19 protein-coding genes are annotated in these 17983 nt (G+C 45.8%); all 19 read right to left on the bottom strand.

Annotated elements, in window-relative coordinates; all coding sequences use genetic code 11:
- Nucleotides 1–14 precede the first annotated feature (14 nt).
- The 19 genes from AC58UX_RS18035 to mraY all read right to left on the bottom strand — a co-directional run bounded on the left by AC58UX_RS18035 (nucleotide 15) and on the right by mraY (nucleotide 17948).
- Entirely contained in the window at nucleotides 15–494 is a 480-nt protein-coding gene (locus tag AC58UX_RS18035; RefSeq protein ID WP_497255164.1) for a DivIVA domain-containing protein, read from the bottom strand.
- A gap of 151 nt (nucleotides 495–645) precedes the next feature.
- A complete protein-coding gene (locus AC58UX_RS18030; protein WP_497255162.1) occupies nucleotides 646–1428 on the bottom strand; it encodes a YlmH family RNA-binding protein in 783 nt (260 codons plus the stop codon).
- 2 nt (nucleotides 1429–1430) lie between these two features.
- Nucleotides 1431–1703, bottom strand: coding sequence for a YggT family protein (locus tag AC58UX_RS18025; RefSeq protein ID WP_497255160.1), 273 nt, complete (start codon nucleotides 1701–1703; stop codon nucleotides 1431–1433).
- A 40-nt stretch (nucleotides 1704–1743) separates the two neighbouring features.
- The gene (locus tag AC58UX_RS18020) at nucleotides 1744–2166 is read right to left on the bottom strand and encodes a cell division protein SepF (RefSeq protein ID WP_497255158.1); all 423 of its coding nucleotides are present in this window, start codon (nucleotides 2164–2166) and stop codon (nucleotides 1744–1746) included.
- A gap of 55 nt (nucleotides 2167–2221) precedes the next feature.
- Nucleotides 2222–2908 carry a YggS family pyridoxal phosphate-dependent enzyme gene (locus tag AC58UX_RS18015; protein WP_497255156.1) on the bottom strand — a complete coding sequence of 229 codons (687 nt, stop codon included), beginning with the start codon at nucleotides 2906–2908 and terminating at the stop codon, nucleotides 2222–2224.
- Nucleotides 2909–2913: 5 nt separating this feature from the next.
- Nucleotides 2914–3789: a peptidoglycan editing factor PgeF gene (gene pgeF, locus AC58UX_RS18010; protein WP_497255154.1), complete on the bottom strand. Its 876-nt coding sequence runs from the start codon at nucleotides 3787–3789 to the stop codon at nucleotides 2914–2916.
- 112 nt (nucleotides 3790–3901) lie between these two features.
- Nucleotides 3902–4204, bottom strand: coding sequence for a YlmC/YmxH family sporulation protein (locus tag AC58UX_RS18005; protein WP_497255152.1), 303 nt, complete (start codon nucleotides 4202–4204; stop codon nucleotides 3902–3904).
- Between the two features lie 142 nt (nucleotides 4205–4346).
- Nucleotides 4347–5129 carry an RNA polymerase sporulation sigma factor SigG gene (gene sigG / locus AC58UX_RS18000; RefSeq protein WP_497255150.1) on the bottom strand — a complete coding sequence of 261 codons (783 nt, stop codon included), beginning with the start codon at nucleotides 5127–5129 and terminating at the stop codon, nucleotides 4347–4349.
- Nucleotides 5130–5289: 160 nt separating this feature from the next.
- Nucleotides 5290–6012, bottom strand: a complete 723-nt coding sequence (gene sigE / locus AC58UX_RS17995) for an RNA polymerase sporulation sigma factor SigE (protein WP_497255148.1) — start codon at nucleotides 6010–6012, stop codon at nucleotides 5290–5292.
- 99 nt (nucleotides 6013–6111) lie between these two features.
- The gene (gene spoIIGA / locus AC58UX_RS17990) at nucleotides 6112–7062 is read right to left on the bottom strand and encodes a sigma-E processing peptidase SpoIIGA (RefSeq protein ID WP_497255146.1); all 951 of its coding nucleotides are present in this window, start codon (nucleotides 7060–7062) and stop codon (nucleotides 6112–6114) included.
- Between the two features lie 206 nt (nucleotides 7063–7268).
- On the bottom strand, nucleotides 7269–8393 hold the full coding sequence (gene ftsZ / locus AC58UX_RS17985; protein ID WP_497255144.1) for a cell division protein FtsZ: 1125 nt from the start codon (nucleotides 8391–8393) through the stop codon (nucleotides 7269–7271).
- 30 nt (nucleotides 8394–8423) lie between these two features.
- Nucleotides 8424–9671 carry a cell division protein FtsA gene (ftsA, locus tag AC58UX_RS17980; protein WP_497255142.1) on the bottom strand — a complete coding sequence of 416 codons (1248 nt, stop codon included), beginning with the start codon at nucleotides 9669–9671 and terminating at the stop codon, nucleotides 8424–8426.
- Nucleotides 9672–10061: 390 nt separating this feature from the next.
- Nucleotides 10062–10886, bottom strand: a complete 825-nt coding sequence (locus tag AC58UX_RS17975) for a cell division protein FtsQ/DivIB (protein ID WP_497255140.1) — start codon at nucleotides 10884–10886, stop codon at nucleotides 10062–10064.
- Nucleotides 10887–10987: 101 nt separating this feature from the next.
- A complete protein-coding gene (murA, locus tag AC58UX_RS17970) occupies nucleotides 10988–12256 on the bottom strand; it encodes a UDP-N-acetylglucosamine 1-carboxyvinyltransferase (protein ID WP_497255138.1) in 1269 nt (422 codons plus the stop codon).
- Between the two features lie 15 nt (nucleotides 12257–12271).
- Entirely contained in the window at nucleotides 12272–13177 is a 906-nt protein-coding gene (murB, locus tag AC58UX_RS17965; protein WP_497255136.1) for a UDP-N-acetylmuramate dehydrogenase, read from the bottom strand.
- A gap of 205 nt (nucleotides 13178–13382) precedes the next feature.
- Nucleotides 13383–14453: an undecaprenyldiphospho-muramoylpentapeptide beta-N-acetylglucosaminyltransferase gene (gene murG, locus AC58UX_RS17960; RefSeq protein WP_497255134.1), complete on the bottom strand. Its 1071-nt coding sequence runs from the start codon at nucleotides 14451–14453 to the stop codon at nucleotides 13383–13385.
- Nucleotides 14454–14460: 7 nt separating this feature from the next.
- Nucleotides 14461–15558, bottom strand: coding sequence for a stage V sporulation protein E (gene spoVE, locus AC58UX_RS17955; protein ID WP_497255132.1), 1098 nt, complete (start codon nucleotides 15556–15558; stop codon nucleotides 14461–14463).
- Between the two features lie 56 nt (nucleotides 15559–15614).
- The gene (murD, locus tag AC58UX_RS17950) at nucleotides 15615–17009 is read right to left on the bottom strand and encodes a UDP-N-acetylmuramoyl-L-alanine--D-glutamate ligase (RefSeq protein ID WP_497255130.1); all 1395 of its coding nucleotides are present in this window, start codon (nucleotides 17007–17009) and stop codon (nucleotides 15615–15617) included.
- A 3-nt stretch (nucleotides 17010–17012) separates the two neighbouring features.
- Nucleotides 17013–17948: a phospho-N-acetylmuramoyl-pentapeptide-transferase gene (mraY, locus tag AC58UX_RS17945; protein ID WP_497255938.1), complete on the bottom strand. Its 936-nt coding sequence runs from the start codon at nucleotides 17946–17948 to the stop codon at nucleotides 17013–17015.
- Nucleotides 17949–17983: the final 35 nt, after the last annotated feature.

Raw genomic sequence — 17983 nt, 5'->3', positions numbered from 1 at the left:
TGCCTTTAGCCCTATTACTTCTCTTCAGCAGTTTCAAACTGCATACTTTGCCAGCCTTCTGTGTTCAACAATTCAAGTTGAGCTTCAAGCAATGTCCGAAAACGTGTACGGTAGATCGATGCTTGCTTCTTCAACTCTTCAATTTCAAGCGCAACTTTACGTGAGCGCGTCAAGGATTCGTTAATAATGCGATCCGCATTTTTCTCCGCTTCCTTCAGAATCAATTGCGCTTCTTTCTTCGAATTGGTTCTGACTTCATCCGCAGCTTCTTGCGCCACAATGATCGTCTTGCTCAGCGATTCCTCAATATGCGTGAAATGATCCAAACGCTCTTGCAAGGCCAACGCTTGATTCTGCAAGTCCTTATTTTCACGAATAAGTGCTTCATAATCCTTGATGACTTGATCCAGGAATTCATTCACTTGATCTTCATCATAGCCACGAAACGAACGTGAAAACTCTTTATTATGTATATCTAGCGGTGTTAATGGCATCAGTGCCCCTCCTTAGCGTTTTGCGCAGCAAAACTGACTTCGTAAGAATAAGCTGAGCTTGTCTACAAGCTAGCCTAGACCCATGTCTATACAGTTCAGTTCGACAGAAAATCAGTAATTCCTGCAAAGTTCGTGGATAAATTATCCACGATTATGCAAACTTGCCGATCTTCACACGAATTCGCCCTTTTTTCGATACGCCTTCCACTTCAAGCACTTTAAATCTGCCAAAACCCTGCAAGGAGATCATGTCCCCTTCTTTCAATGGCTTACTCGGATCTTCCTCCAGCTTCCAGTTCACGCGGCAACGGCCAGCCTGGATCGGAAGCAAAACTTTAGCTCGACTAAGCCGAAATACATCGCTTACAATACCGTCCATCCGCATGGAGGCGACGGACAAATGAAGCTCGTCCAATTGGACCTGCGCAAGCTCCAGCTTATCCAACGGGAGCAACTCCGTTTGTACATGCACGCGATGTACTTGCGACAAATTCAAATGCAAATAGTCAGCTGCATCCTGAGTTACTAGGCAATGGCAGCCGCCCTCTATAACATGAATATCGCCAATCTTGTCCCGCTTCATGCCGAGTCCAAGAATGGCGCCCATGTAATCTCCGTGCTCTAAGGTTAGAAATTTGCCATCCCCAGAGGAAACCGCTAACACAGCCATCGCCATGTCTTCGCCTTCCAAATTCCGATAATCTGGGGCAATCAAAGCTCGTCTACGTTCTGCCGCCTCATAACCGCCATCGAAACGGCAATGCACATCCGGATGTCGGTTTACGAGCGAGTTTAGAATAAACGCTTGTCTGGGATCGAGGAAATCGGTTAATTTCACAGCATGCTGTTCAGCAGCTCTCTCCACCCAATCCCAGGCCTTGTCTACGAAATGATGCTCGTCTGGATGAAAATGTCCATAGATTTCTTTCGTCAAGACTAGAAAATCCCCACGATGAAATCAAGAACCGCGAAAATCCCCATCACGACGAATTTCAATGCGATCAATGCCACGATTGGTGACAGGTCAATGAAACCGATACTTGGGATAATTTTGCGGAATGGCGCTAAATACGGTTCCACAAGCTTGGAGAGCAGTCCACCGATAAAACTGCCACGTGCATTCGGAAACCAGGATAAAATCAAATAACCAATAATCATGAAATAATAAATTTCTGTTACAACGCTTAAAAAAGAGTAAACGTTATCCACGTAGTTTTCCACCTCTGTCTCTATGTTTGGGGATATGCGTCTATTCCTCGCCCATCATTTCGGAAATGTGGCCATGAATATCTACCGAATCTGGTGTACAGAGAAAGATATTCGGTCCAAGCTTAGAGATAGACCCATTCAATGCGTATACCGTACCACTCAAGAAATCGACGATTCGGATAGCTTGATCGCTTCGAACTCGCTGTAAATTCACAACGACAGCTCTACGAGCCCGTAGATGGTCTGCAATATCCTGTGTTTCCTCATAGGTGCGAGGTTCACTTAGGACTACGCGTGAATTTTTCTGAGAGTGGATACTAACGACATTCGCCTTATTTTTACTACGTAATTCGTAAGGATTGGTTTCAGGTTCTTCCGTTGTTTCAACAATCCGTTCGCGCTCTACAATTTCTTCTTCTTCCTGGAGACCCAGAAAATTCATAAACCGGTTATACACACCCATCATGGTTCCCTCCTAACAAAATCATAAGCAGGAATCGAAGTTCCTAACGCTTCGCTTAGCCTTCTTTACCTACCAAAACAGTACCTAAGCGCACCCAAGTTGCACCTTCTTCAATCGCCACATCAAAGTCGCCTGACATGCCCATCGATAACTCTTTCACTTCGTAAGGAAACAATTTGCGCTCATTTAATTGATCCCGCAGTTCTCGTAACCCGCGAAAAACAGGTCTCGTTTCTTCGGATTCCAGCTCATAAGGAGCCATGGTCATCAATCCACAAACACGAATATGTGAAAGCTTACTAACTTCCTCAGCAAATTGGAAAAACTCACTCGGCGAGACACCATATTTGGTAGCTTCACCGGATACATTCACTTGCAAAAAACAATTGACCTCGATGCCTAATCCAGCAGCCTGCTTGTCCAATTCCTTAGCAAGCGACATCCGATCTAGGGAGTGAATGTAAGCAAATTTGCCTATGACATCCTTCACCTTGTTCGTCTGCAAATGACCTAGAAAGTGCCAAGTTCCCCGTTCGTGCAAGGCTTCCCACTTCGGCTTCACATCTTGCCAACGATTCTCACCAATATGCAGCAAACCTGTATCGAGCACTTGTTCAGTCGTTTCTAAAGATACATATTTCGTTACCGCAATGATCTTAATGTCATTCTTTTCCCTGCCAGATTGTCTGCATACTTCCGCAATCCGTGCTTCAACCTCATGTTTGCGTTCCAAAACGCTCATTTTCCCTACACCTCAATTTCAGACACCATGCCGTTTTCGTTCGGGCGCAGACCGATCCAAGCAACCATTCGACCTGTGGAACCCCCCTCTTTTCGATGTGAAAAGAAGATATCTGTTCGGCAACTCGTACATAACTGAGTTACTTCGATATGGGACGACAAAATTCCTGCTTGCTCGATCAATTTTCGATTCAATAGTTGCAAATTCAACATATACTTATGATTGCCCTTAGGAGTGATTATAGCATGATGTTCCTCAGGTGACATTGGCGTATTTTCAAGCACTTGCCTTACGCGCGATGCAACCGTTTCATCGACCTCATAGCAGCACGCCCCAATCGAGGGACCGATTGCAGCACGAATATCCGAGGGCTGACTACCAAAAGTATGCGTCATTAAGGATATTGTAGCCATGGAAATGTTTAACACGGTTCCCTTCCAACCCGCATGTGCAAGGCCAACTACTCGCTGAACTGGATCATAGAAATACAAAGGAACACAATCCGCAAATTGTGCGCAGAGCACGATGCCTTTCTCCTTTGTAATAAATCCGTCCGTCGCTTGCAGCGCTGATTCCCTGCTATCCCGCCCCATGCCTTGCTCATTTAGGTTGACGATAGCGATGTCTTTCCCGTGAACCTGCTCTGCATACGTAAAGGAAGTAAATGACTGTCCTAAGGCGTCTGCAATGCGCTCACGATTACGTACGACATCGGCCGCGTTATCATTCACATGTAGACCGCAATTCAGTGAGGTAAAAGGCGATTGGCTTACGCCACCTAAGCGAGAAGTGAAGCCCGCTGTTATTTCTGGGAAAGCTGAGAGCCATGAGGCTATGTTTAAAAGGATCGGCTGATCCTCCGTTGATTCTTGTGATTGCATGACAAATGGTTCCACTGCCATTTTCCTCCATCCCGTCTTTACTATCTCTACTTTAGCACAAAATAAAAAGACACACGAGGACAGCTGATCATCTGTCGTGTGTCAATCATCATCAGTTTCGAAACTGACGATTAAACTCATAGACCCCTTCGGTGGTGTCATCCGTTTGACGGTACGGCCGAACATCTTCCAGCTTCACGAGCACAACATCAGCACCTATTTTCACGATATGCTTCCAAGGAATGATAACATCGGTGCCCGTTCCGAACAATCCGAAAAACCGGCTCGAATTCGGCACAACAATAGACTCGATTCGTCCTTGGCGCAGGTCAAGCTCCAAATCACTGATTTGTCCAAGCTTCTTGCCGTCCACAATATTAATTACGTCCTTCGTCTGGAAATCAGATATTTTCATGAGGCCTATCACCACATATCTCATTAGAATTTGTACCGATTTTTTATTAGTATATGTGTGTACTGGGCAAAATGTCCTGATACGTGAAAAAAGACCTTCACGGCTTGTCTACCAAGGCCGATCCAGTCTTTGTTAATTACGATTAGGATTTGACATGCTTCTGCATCTGACTAATTGCGGATTTCTCCAGCCTTGAGACCTGAGCTTGCGAAATGCCAATCTCATCTGCCACTTCCATCTGCGTTTTTCCTTCAAAAAAGCGCATGGATAGGATCATCTTCTCTCTTGCGTTTAGCTTATGCATCGCTTCTCGCAAGGCGATACCCTCGATCCAAGACATGTCCTTATTGCGCTCATCACTAATTTGGTCCATCACATAGATGGGATCGCCCCCATCATGATAAATGGGCTCAAATAAGGATACGGGATCTTGAATCGCATCGAGTGCGAACACGACATCTTCTTTCGGTACATTCAGCGCCTCAGAAATTTCGTAAATAGAAGGCTCTCTCGAGTTTTGATTCGTCAGACTGTCTCTAACTTGTAGTGCTTTGTAAGCAATATCTCTCAAGGAACGAGAAACGCGAATCGGGTTATTATCTCGTAAGTAGCGGCGTATCTCACCTATAATCATCGGTACAGCATAGGTCGAGAATTTGACATTTTGACTTAAATCAAAGTTATCAATGGCTTTCATCAAACCAATACAGCCAACTTGGAAGAGATCGTCCACATACTCTCCACGATTGTTGAACCGTTGAATCACACTCAGTACCAACCTCAAGTTGCCATTGACCAATTTCTCTCTTGCAGTTCGTTCTTGTTTAGTTTGCAGGTCAGTGAACAACTCACGCATCTCTGCATTGGTCAGCACAGGCAGTTTGGCGGTGTCAACTCCACATATCTCAACTTTATTTCGGGTCACCGTGATTACCTCCCAAGGAGAAACATTACTGTTAATTATCCCCGTGAGCGGTCGATTTATTCCTGCCTTAACCCCCATCCAGCCACTTGACAAAAGGGTACCGAGTTGCTCCCTCCCGTGACTGCTGAACAATTTCGACATTTCCTGCCAAAAAAAATTTTTAGACCATCTTGTTAAACTCTTTGCGCAGCCGCTTAATGATCCGTTTTTCCAATCTGGAGATATACGATTGCGAGATGCCCAAGAGATCTGCGACGTCTTTTTGCGTCTTTTCTTCCCCATCCTGCAGTCCAAAGCGAAGCTCCATAATAATACGCTCACGTTCACTCAGCTTATCCAGCGCTTTATGAAGAAGCTTACGATCAACCTGCTCTTCGATATTCCGATAAATCGTATCGTTTTCTGTGCCCAATACATCGGATAAAAGCAGCTCATTGCCGTCCCAGTCAATATTCAACGGTTCGTCAAACGAAACTTCCGTGCGGATTTTACTATTTCTGCGCAAGTACATCAGAATTTCATTCTCAATACACCGAGAAGCGTAGGTGGCCAGCTTAATTTTCTTCTCCGGGTCGAAAGTATTAACCGCTTTGATAAGACCGATGGCTCCGATCGAAACCAAATCCTCAATATTAATGCCTGTATTCTCGAATTTTCTCGCTATATAGACAACCAATCTCAGGTTTCGTTCAATCAGCATCGCTCGGATAGCCGCGTCCCCAGATGGTAACTTTTCCAATAAATATTCTTCTTCCTCACGCGTAAGCGGCGGTGGCAATGCTTCACTACCACCAATGTAATAGATTTCCTCACCTTTGAGACCAAAGAACATCAAAATACGATAATACGCTAGTTGAAAAAGCAGTTTCCACTTCAAGAACATGTTAGTTTCCTCCTAAGAGTTTTGCTGTGGCAAAACTTTCTTCGTAAGCGTAATCTGAGTTTTGCCATAGCAAAACTGTCATAGTAAGCATGGGCTGTGTTACCCAGCCGATATTAATGCTGGATGGATAATGGCTTGATAGGAGCCATCGCTGCATAGCTTTCCTCCGTCGAGACCGATGAGTACCTTCGTTGCTTCCAAGTGCGAATCATTATGAGTGATCACCACCTTATCGGGTTTAATAGCGAGCATGAATTGGGTATTTCGATTAACACCACGATAAGGAACTAGACGCAAACGATCTTGCCAAACAAACTCCTCCACACCAATACCACTAATGATTTGATCCACATCGGCCGATCGGATCCTTTGCAACCATTGTGCTGGAAGCACCTCTCCCCACTCCGCAACCTCCATGACCATAACCGGCGTGCGCGTCAATGGGTCATACAATTGATTTCCCGTATCGATGAGGCCTTTGCAGGTGGCGGTGAAGTCCCCTACATAAATCGTCACCTCAGCCAAATACGTTGTCATAACCTCACGCTGCTTCGTACTTTGAAATACGGTTCGAAACCACCAGATAAGAGGAAGCAGCAGCAAAACTACAAACAGGATACTTCCAATTTGAAATTGAAAGACAGCCACGCCCGATTGTGCGAATACGATTCCTTTCATCACATCGGAGGATGACGCTAGCACATAATGAATGCCGAACAGCCCACCGGCAACAGCGAAATTGATAAGTAGAAACGTCCCCATGTTCCGCAATAAATTTTGTAAGGAACCGTAGCCAAAAGCGGTCATAATCATACCCGTACAAAACATACATTTCACAGAAAATGTAAAAAGCATCGTGGGAACTGGCAAAAACATCATGACCACATAAGAAGCACCTAATGCAGCAGAAAGCGCGATTCTCCACCAATTGAACGCTATTTTTCGCGTTTTTGCCGTAACAACAAGAATGACTGCATCCACCAGAAAGTTCAGTAGGAAGATGAGATCCGCATAGACAACCAAACCATGCCTCACCTCCAAGACGGACACTATCTAGCAATTTTGTGACGAAACTTTCTGCTTCTAAATCAGTATATGGGATTCAAAGTTCAAAGTCTGTCTAAACTTGCTAGTAGGAATCTACTTTTTTTGTCAGTTGATGCGGCCTTGTCCAGCTGTGAAATCCTTGTAGAACAACAAAAAACCGAAGCATCTACATGATGTAGGGCTTCGGTCTCTAGACAGGTATTGTGTAATTATTTGTCAGTATTCCGTCCGCGGTTACGCAGGAAAGTCGGAATATCTAATTGATCATTGGATGGCTGTGCGCCAAAAGGTTTGAGATTGTTCAGACGACTGTCAGGCGCTGCCGTTTCTGGCTGGCTTGATGTAACCGGACGTTTGATAGACTGATGAATAGGCGCTTGTTTATGTTCGAATCCTGTTGCGATGACCGTAACTAGGATTTCGTCTTTCAACTTCTCGTCAATAACAGCACCGAAAATCATATTAACCTCGATATCCGAAGCAGAGGCTACGATATCAGCAGCTTCATTCACTTCGTACAAGCTAAGGTTCATACCACCTGTAATATTCATCAAGACGCCCCTTGCGCCTTCGATGGATGTTTCCAGCAATGGACTCGAGATCGCTTTCTTCGCTGCTTCCGCCGCGCGATTCTCACCTGTTGCAACACCAATCCCCATAAGGGCCGATCCGCGCTCAGTCATAATCGTTTTGACATCTGCAAAGTCCAAGTTGATTAGACCAGGTACTGCGATTAAATCTGAAATCCCTTGTACACCTTGACGAAGAACATTATCCGCTTCACGGAAAGCTTCCAGCATCGGTGTTTTTTTGTCAACGATCTCAAGAAGACGATCGTTCGGGATAATGATAAGCGTATCTACTTTCTCTTTGAGAGCTGCAATTCCTTGCTCAGCTTGTAAAGAACGCTTACGTCCTTCAAAAGTAAACGGTCGCGTCACAACACCAACTGTAAGTGCGCCTACCTCTTTCGCAATTTCAGCAATAACTGGAGCAGCTCCTGTACCAGTTCCGCCGCCCATACCTGCTGTTACAAACACCATATCAGCGCCGCGAAGCGTATTCAGAATCGTCTCCCTTGACTCTTCTGCTGCTTTTTTCCCGACTTCAGGATTCGCACCTGCGCCAAGACCGCGGGTCAATTTATCGCCAATTTGCAATTTATGAACGGACTTGGCCAAGTGAAGCGCCTGTGCATCCGTGTTCACGGTAATAAACTCTACACCTTTAACACCGTTTTCAATCATGCGGTTAACTGCATTGCTACCGCCGCCACCAACACCAATGACTTTAATTTGAGCCAATTGGTCTAAATCCATATCAAATTCAAACATATGAGCCATATCCCCCTAACTTAACATTCACTAAATAAATTCACTGAAGAAATTTTTAACTCGTTCAACCCAACCTGGCTTTTGACTATCGGAGGAGGATTTTTTGGTAGTCTTGGTTGCCAGTTTCTTGGCGAAACCTGTATTTCGATTCTTCATGTATTTGGAGACGAATTGAATAATACCAACACCACTTGTGTAGGACGGATCGCGCACCCCGATGAAATCAGGAACGGCAATTCGAACGGAAGTGGCTAATTCGGATTGTGCAATCGCTAGCATGCCTGGCATACAAACGGTACCGCCTGTAAGTACATAACCACCTGCAAGGTTACCATATCCTAAACGATGAACTTCAGCGCGAATCATTTGGAAAATTTCTTCGACGCGCGGCTCAACGATATTCGCAAGATCAACTTGAGTGAACTCTTTTTCAACATTGCTGCCCATTCTGGTCACTTTAAACACTTGATCAGGCGCGGAATCTTCTACGGATGCACAGCCATATTTCAGCTTGATTTTCTCCGCGATTTCCAGCTGCGTATGTAGTCCAATAGAAATATCATTGCTGATATACTCGCCACCGATTTGAATCGTTGATGTTGCGATTAGATTACCTTCGTCAAACACGGCAATGGTCGTTGCACCGGCACCGATATCTACCAATACGGTACCTACAGATTTCTCATCTTTGGAAAGAGCCAAATTGCCAGATGCGAGCGACATTAAAATAAGCCCAGCAACCTTCAGTTCGGATTTTTCCACAACTCGGATTAAATTATGTATGCCCGTTTTCGCTCCGGTAATAATCGTCGCTTCCACTTCCAAGCGAACACCGATCATACCGCGTGGATCATTTATACCTTCTTGTCCATCAACCAAATATTGCTTAGGTACCACTCCAACAATTTCACGTTCGGGAGGTAATGCGATGACTCTAGCCGCTTGAATGACGCGATCAATATCTTCTTCTCCGATTTCCCTATCTTCATTGGAAACAGCAACAACACCGTGACTAGATTGAAGAGAAATATGATTTCCTGAAATGCCTACATAAACCTCGGAAATTTGAATACCGACCATTCGTTCAGCATGATCAATGGCACTGCGAATGGAATGCACAGTTTGATCGATATCAACGATTGCGCCTTTACGAATACCCTCTGACTCGGCAGATCCCACTCCTATTATATTAATGGTTCCGTTAACAACTTCCCCAATAATAGCTCGAACTTTGGATGTACCGATGTCTAAACTAACAATGATATCATTGTTGCTCAAGCCCCTGGCACCTCCTGTAACTTAGGTAAAATTTCATTTTCTTCATAAATGCTGTTATAGGTATTCCACACAACCGCCATATTCCCTCTTTTTTCTACATTTTTTTTGCATTCCAGGATAAACAACTTCGCCGTCCATAAGACGAGCGAGTTTGTCAAGGTTGATGCAAAGCAAAAGTATAAAACCAATACTTTCCTATCAACTAGAAACCAGCATAAATTTCTCTTCATCTTGTCGTGAAATGCAAACGTACTAGTCTAGTAAATACTAGAAAAAATTGAGTAAGCAGATAGAGCCTATTTAACCATAAAACTAATTTTAACATTTTTTTCAGTGATTGAGTAGTCTCATCTATGTTTTTTTGTGAGTAACACCGCACCGTTGCAGATATTACGGTTTCGGCGTCGCTTTTGGCGTATTCTTAGGGTCTGTTTTGCCATCAGCTTTGGTATCGGTTTTGGACTCTCCATTGGTTGCAAACGGTGTGTGATATTCCGCTTCCAGCATCGTGATAATTCCGTTAGTGATGTGATCCTCTCCTAAACCAGCTATATAACCAGGTAAATTGTCAATCTTATCTGGCAGATAGGCAATTGTAGTATGGACCTCGAATTGTGTACGCGTGTAAATTTTAATCTTGTCTGGGTACGATTCAGATGGATCCGGCTTAATCTCCGAGACATCGGATAAAGCACTTTGCGGGATTTGCCCAAGCACCTTGCACAGCGCCGCCTTGTTTGGATCCTTATCATCCCATCCGGTAAGAATCGGCATATCGAGTGGCACGTCGCTTCCAGCCGGCAGTTGAATGACGCCGCCATCTGCGAGCACGGCTTGCTTTTTCCCGTCAGGGGCAATTTGAAAAGCTACTTTGGGATATTCCTCCACCTGAATGTGGATTAAACCAGGAAACATCTTCTTCACTGAGGCACTCTTGATCATTGGCACCTTAGATATCCGCTGTCCGATCGTCTTGGAGCTCACGGCAAAAAAGCGGTCACCCACGGCAACTTGACTAGCTTGTCCTATTACTTCGGAGGCTAACAGCACATTTCCTTCAACCTCAATACGACTAATTCGACTGAGAGATGACTGGAAAAATAAAATAATGAGCACCGTGATGAAAAAAATGATTAAAAACGAGAGCAACTTCCGATTCGTACGCGTTCGCGGCTTAGGGACAGGCAGCGTCGGTACTTTGTTATCTTCGGACAAGAGGGGCACCACCTATTTATATTTATGACTGTAGGAAAAGGAATAAAATCGTGAATCCCCTCCTGCTCGCAGGAAGGGATACGCGATTGTCACGCCAACTATTACTCACTTGGAACTGGAGCTTGACGAAGTACAGAGGCCCCGAGTCTGACTAGCATATTTTCAATCCTATCATAGCCTCTATCAATGTGATGAATTTGCTCGACGATCGTTGTGCCATGCGCAGCTAAACCGGCGATAACCAGAGCAGCACCAGCTCGCAAATCCGTCGCTTCCACCGTGGCCCCGTATAACCTTGGCACCCCACGGATAAAAGCTGCATTCATATCTACGCGAATATCCGCACCCATCCGGGACAGTTCATCCACGTGCTTAAATCTACCTTCAAATATCGTTTCTTTCATTACACTGAGACCATCTGCTAGAGATAGAAGCACCATAACTTGTGATTGTAAGTCTGTCGGGAAAGATGGATGAGGCGATGTCACGATACGTTCAACTGCCTTAGGCCTCGCCTTGCAGCTTACATGTATTATATCACCGTCTGCGATGATTTGAACACCTGCACGCTTAAGCACATGAATGACCGAGGTTAAATGAGCAGGATTGACTCTTTCCAATGTCACATTCCCTTTCGTAACCGCAGCAGCGACTAAAAAAGTACCCGCCACAATACGATCCGGAATGATCCGATACGTGCAAGGCGTAAGCGTTGCTACGCCGCGAATGGTAATGGTGTCTGTACCTGCACCAATAATGTCAGCACCCATGGCGTTCAAGAAATTTTGCAAGTCCTGTATCTCAGGTTCACGGGCAGCGTTATAAATCGTTGTGATGCCCTCCGCTTTCACGGCAGCCATCATAATATTCTCTGTTGCCCCTACGCTTGGAAAGTCCAAGAAGATTTCATTACCCTGCAAGTTTCCTGCCGTACAGACGATTCTATTCGCGAATTCTTCTATTTCGGCTCCAAGAGCCTGTAATCCTTTGAGGTGCAAATCGATTTTACGTTCACCGATTGCGCAGCCACCTGGCTGATACACGGTGACACTGCCGAATCTGGCGATAAGTGGACCCATGAGAAAGATGGAAGAGCGCATCTGACCCATCAATTCTTCGGGGATGTGGGAGGAATGAACTGTGGATGTTGTGACGGTTACCGTATCTCCTTGCTGCTCGGCTCGACATCCTAGTGAACGTAGAATGTTCAGCATGGTGTCGATATCGAGCAGATTAGGAACATTGTGTAAAGTGTGCGTGCCACTTGCAAGTAGGCAGGCAGCTAATATGGGTAATGCGGCGTTTTTAGCGCCGTGTATCTGGATGGCTCCCGTAAGAGGTCTTCCACCTTCGATAACGAGCTTCTCCAAAATTCCACCTCCGATTTACCTCTCACCCATTACCAGAACCTCAGGTACTAGCTTGATTCCGTAGGTTTGCTCTACGATCAGCTGTACTTCGTTGATAAGGGTAAGAACGTCCTCGGCTGTAGCTTCTCCAGTGTTAACAATGAAATTGGCGTGAAGCATCGAGATTTCTGCTCCACCGACACGTTTGCCTTTCAGGCCTGCTTCTTCGATGAGCTTCGCTGCGAATCCCCCTTCGGGGTTGCGGAATACGCTTCCTGCGCAAGCTAATTGGAGCGGTTGCGTGCGGAGTCGCCGATCTCGGTAAGCGGCCATGGCCCCTGCGATTTCGTTGCGGTCTCCAGCCTGTAGTTCAAATACAGCCTCTGTTACAATGCCAGGCAATGTGTGCAAAATAGAATGTCGATAAGCATATTTTAAATCATCTGCCTGCATGACGACCAATTCCCCTGTATCCAGGATGACTTCAGCCTGCTTGAGTATGCGTGACACATCGGACCCGTGAGCCCCTGCATTCATGTAGACGGCGCCTCCCACAGTACCGGGGATCCCTGAAGCAAACTCCAGTCCGGTCAAACCTTCTTTGGCTGCGAGTACGGACAATTTAATAAACGAATAGGAGCCACCTGCGTAGACCGTTGCACCCTCAAAGCGAAGTGTATCCAGCGCATGACCTAGCTTAATCACAACGCCTCGAATACCTTTATCTCGGATAAGCAAGTTGGAGCCCCGACCAATAATGGTCCAAGGTTCGCCACGCTCATGGAGAAATTTGATGGCAGCCGCAACCTGCTCTTTGGACCCAGGAATAATCAAGCAATCAGCCGGACCGCCGATTTTCCACGTTGTGTAGGGAGCTAGTCGCTCATTCGTTCTTATCTCGCCAATATTTGATGCCTGTAAGTCGGCTATTAACTTCTGCATGGGAAAACCTCCTTCACAGAACGTAGGGCGAAATGAAAGGACTAACAAAAATGCAGTTCCAACATTTCATTCATAAGCGGTTGGACGAAGTCGGCCGGTCTTCGTTCCTCACTCGCTCATGAAGCCTTAGGTGTCTGTCACGGTTATAGTGTAGTTTATGTAAAATCGGATAGAGTGTGACAATCGCCTATACGCTTTAACAAAATCACAACGATTTGCTATGCGTTTCAATCAATTTCACGATAGTTCCAACAGCGTCGCTTTCCTTACGCGATTGCATCGCAGCTTTATAGGTCTCACGGTTCTTATATAACGCTTCAACATGTTCCGCAAGTCCATCAGCGGTTAAATCCTCTTCTTGAATCACATCGGCATACCCCGCCTTTTGGAAGGATGCTGCGTTCAGGATTTGATCGCCTCGGCTTGCTTGACGGGAAAGCGGGATTAACAGCATTGGCTTTGCCAAGCCCAAAAATTCAAATATAGACGTTGCCCCTGCTCTAGAAATGACGAGATCCGTCATCGCCAAGACATCGGGCAGTTCCTCGTTCAAGTACTCAAATTGCTTGTAGCCTCGGGTGTGTAGATGCTCTTCAGACACATTTCCTTTGCCGCATAGGTGCACAATTTGAAATTGCTGTAGTAATCGCGGAAGATTTGTACGCACGGCTTGATTAAGCACCTGTGAGCCCAAGCTTCCCCCCATGACCAAAATCACGGGCTTCTGCGTATGAAAATCACATAGCTGCAGAGCGCGTGAAGCTTTACCGCTATTGATATGTTCACGGATCGGTAAGCCAGTCAAAACAGACTTACCTCCTTGGATATGCGAAAGTGATTCTGGAAACGTCACACAAACCTTCGTTGAAAAAGGAATAGAAATTTTGTTCGCCAGCCCAGGCGTCATATCAGATTCATGAATAATGACTGGAATGTTGTTCATTCGACTCCCAAGAACGACTGGAACGGAAACGAACCCGCCTTTCGAAAAGACGATGGCGGGCTTCAAACGTTTGAGCAACCGATACGATTCGTAAACACCTTTCAACACTTTGAAAGGATCTTTCATATTTTTCAGATCAAAATAGCGTCGCAATTTTCCTGATGAGATCGGATAAAAGGGAATTCCTTCTCGATCAATAATATCTTTCTCAATGCCCGTAGCCGAGCCTATGTATGCAATTTTCCAACCTTGCTGCTTCAGCTTCTGAATCAGCGCCAGATTGGGCGTCACATGGCCTGCGGAGCCACCTCCGGTAAAAACAATTGTTTTCATTCCCCTGTCACCTCGAATAGCGGGATATATTAAGCAGGATGCCAACAGATGTCAGCATTAGCGTCAATGAAGACCCTCCTGCACTTATAAATGGCAGCGTAATACCCGTTACTGGAAACATGCCAATAACGACGCCAATATTAATAATAACTTGAACCGCAATCATGCCGATAATCCCTACCGCAATTAAACTGGCAAATGTATCTGGCGCCGTGATCGCTGCCCGCATCCCCCGCCATACTAGAATGGTGAAGAGCAGCAGAACCAACGTGCCGCCAATAAAGCCAAGTTCTTCTGCGATGATAGAAAAAATAAAATCAGTTTGCGGTTCGGGTAAGTAACTATACTTCTGACGACTCATCCCTAAGCCAAGGCCGACAAGACCGCCAGGTCCGATCGCATATAAGGATTGAATAGATTGATAACCTGCGCCAAGCGGATCCTGCCAAGGGTCTAGAAAGGCAGTAATCCGTTTAAGCCGATAAGGTGCGGCAATGACGAGCCCGACAAAACCCGCAACCCCTATCATACCTAGATAGGACAGATGAAGCAATCTCGCACCTGCCGTATAGATGATCAATAGGGAAGCACCAACGAGAACTACCCCAGTCCCTAGATCTGGCTGCAGCATGATTAGCCCGAATGCCAATCCCATAATGCCTAGAGGCGGCACCAACCCTTTGGTCAGCAGCGTGATTTTGGATTGGTTCTCAGATAGCAATTTGGCAAGAAAAAGAATCATCCCGATTTTCATAAATTCAGAAGGTTGAATCCCGAAAGCCCCGATGCCCAGCCAACTTCTGGCTCCGCCGCGAATGACCCCGATGCCGGGAATCAACACGATGACCAGCATGCCGAAGCAAATAAACAACGCTAATTTCGCAAAACGCTTCCACACCAAATAATCAACATTCATTGTGAAAAACATCGCAACGATACCGAGAACAGCGAATATCAGCTGCCTTTTTAAATAATAAAAAGAATCGCCAAATTCACGAAATGCAAGTACACTACTTGCGCTGTAGACCATAATAACGCCAATTGTCAAAAGCAGCAAGGTCGGAATAATAATCCAAATGTCAGGAGCGGAGCGTGCTTTACCCATTACAGACACCTCTTTGTCAGTTGTGGGCCTCCTTGCAACAAGTGGATAAGCCCTACTTAAAGGTTATGCACGGACTCCCTAAAAATGCGTCCCCTGTCCTCATAGGATGGAAACATATCCCAACTTGCACAAGCAGGTGATAGCAGCACAATGTCTCCTTGTGCACTCATTTGCCAGGCAAGCTGCACGGCTTGCTCAACCGCGTCCGCTGCATCCTTAGCAGTATCGACGGTTTGCACCTTACTAATCCCTGCCAATTCGGCAATATGCTTGATTTTTTCTTTCGTTTGCCCTAAAGCAACAACGCCTTTGATCCGCTCGCGGAAAGTTGGCAGCAATTCCATGTAATCCGAACCCCGATCTAACCCGCCAGCAATGAGAATAATCGGTTGATCGAAAACTTCTATCGATTTGATCGTTGCCGCGGCATTCGTTGCTTTGGAGTTATTATAAAAAGTTACGTCATCCAGCTTTCTCACAAGCTCTAGACGGTGCTCTACGCCTTGAAAGCTTCTCAACACATCAGCAATCGTTGTCAGCTCTACACCTGCTGTAATCGCCGCTAAAGCTGCTGCTAACGCATTCCCCACATTAAAGCTGCCTGGTATGCCCATTTCGGCCGCAGGCAGGATTGTTTGAACATTTCCTTGACCATCCGCATAGACCAGACAGTTCGTTTCCGCATCCAAATAAGCGCCTAAGGCTAGCTTTTCTTTCAAGGAAAAATGGAGCTGCTTCGCCGTAAGTGTTGGCATCAAGCGACGACATACTTCGTCATCCCAGTTTAGAATGGCGGTGTCAGATTCCGTTTGATTCTCGAAAATTTTGGCCTTAGAAGCGATATAGTCTTCCATTGTGCCATGGTAATCCAAATGCGTCTCATACAAATTCAACAGCATGCCAATGGTCGGACGGAACGACGTCGTTCCTTTGAGTTGAAAAGAACTCAACTCCACAACCATCCAATTGTCTGCTGTCACTTCTGGAGCCGCTTCCGTCAACGCACGGCCGATGTTCCCAGCTACTACAGGCTTCAAACCAGCCGCATCCAGCATCAAGCCGATGAGCGTTGTCGTTGTCGTCTTCCCATTGGAGCCAGTGATCCCGATGATCGGCGCTTCACAGAATTGATAGGCGACCTCCACCTCTGTCACAACCTCTATGCCCAGCTCTTCCGCTTTGCGAACAGGCTCAACTGAGTATGGGATGCCAGGGTTTTTCACTACTAGCGCAACCCCTTCATGAACGAGGGAGTCCGGATGAAACCCGCATACAACAGAAATACCCAGAGCCTCTAATTCGTCGGCTTCAGGGCACGCACTTCGTTCCTTTTTGTCATTGACAGTGACGAGAGCTCCTTTTTGATGAAAAAGCTTAGCTGCAGCGACACCGCTGCGAGCCAAGCCGAGTACGATCACTTCAAGTCCACGATAATCCCGCGGATGCTTCATGTTCTACAACACCTCATTCATATATAATCCGAGCACGGCAAGCACGAGACCTACGACCCAGAACGTAATAACAACTCGCCATTCGGACCAACCAACCAATTCAAAGTGATGATGGATCGGACTCATTTTGAATACGCGTTTCTTTCTTGTTTTGAAGGAAACCACTTGAATTACGACGGATAAGATTTCGACTAAGAAAACTCCGCCAATAATGGCAAGCAGCAGCTCTGCTTTCGTCAAAATCGCTACAGCAACAAGTCCGCCGCCAATCCCCAGTGAGCCTGTGTCTCCCATGAAAACTTTGGCCGGGTGCGCATTGAACACAAGAAATCCGAGTACTGCGCCTACCATTGCTGCTGAGAAAATCGCCGCTTCTGGCTGTGTATTATTCATAGCGATGATTGTGTAAGCTCCAAAAGCAATTGCACTTGTCCCTGCTAACAAGCCGTCCAAGCCGTCTGTAAAGTTAACCGCATTCGACGCGCCTAACATCAGGATAGCCATTAGCGGAAAATACAACCAGCCCGCATTGATGTGATAGGAAACGAATGGCACATAAATATCTGTGCTGTGTCCTTGCATAATCAATAAATAACAGACGATAGCGGAAATCAATAATTGACCGAACAGCTTTTGCTTCGCAGTTAGTCCCAAAGAACGCTTAAAAATAATTTTTATATAATCATCAAGAAAGCCTACCAGCCCGTACCCTAAAGTAGCTATTAAGAGAATAAGCAAATCTGTATTTTTATCCGCAAAACGAAGTGCAGCCAGTGACAGCGCGAGTAAAATGATGACTCCGCCCATCGTTGGTGTACCTTGTTTCTTCAGATGGCTCTGAGGCCCATCCTCACGGATTTGTTGACCATATTTCATTCGTCGTAAAATAGGTATACATAACGGCCCCATGATTAAAGCAAGCACAAATGCTACACCCATTGTTAATAAAACTGCGTTTTCCACGTTGGTTCCCC

This window comes from Paenibacillus sp. J22P90, assembly GCF_059692195.1.
Note: the sequence above shows the minus strand (reverse complement) of the source record. Positions and strands in the feature narration are given on the sequence as shown.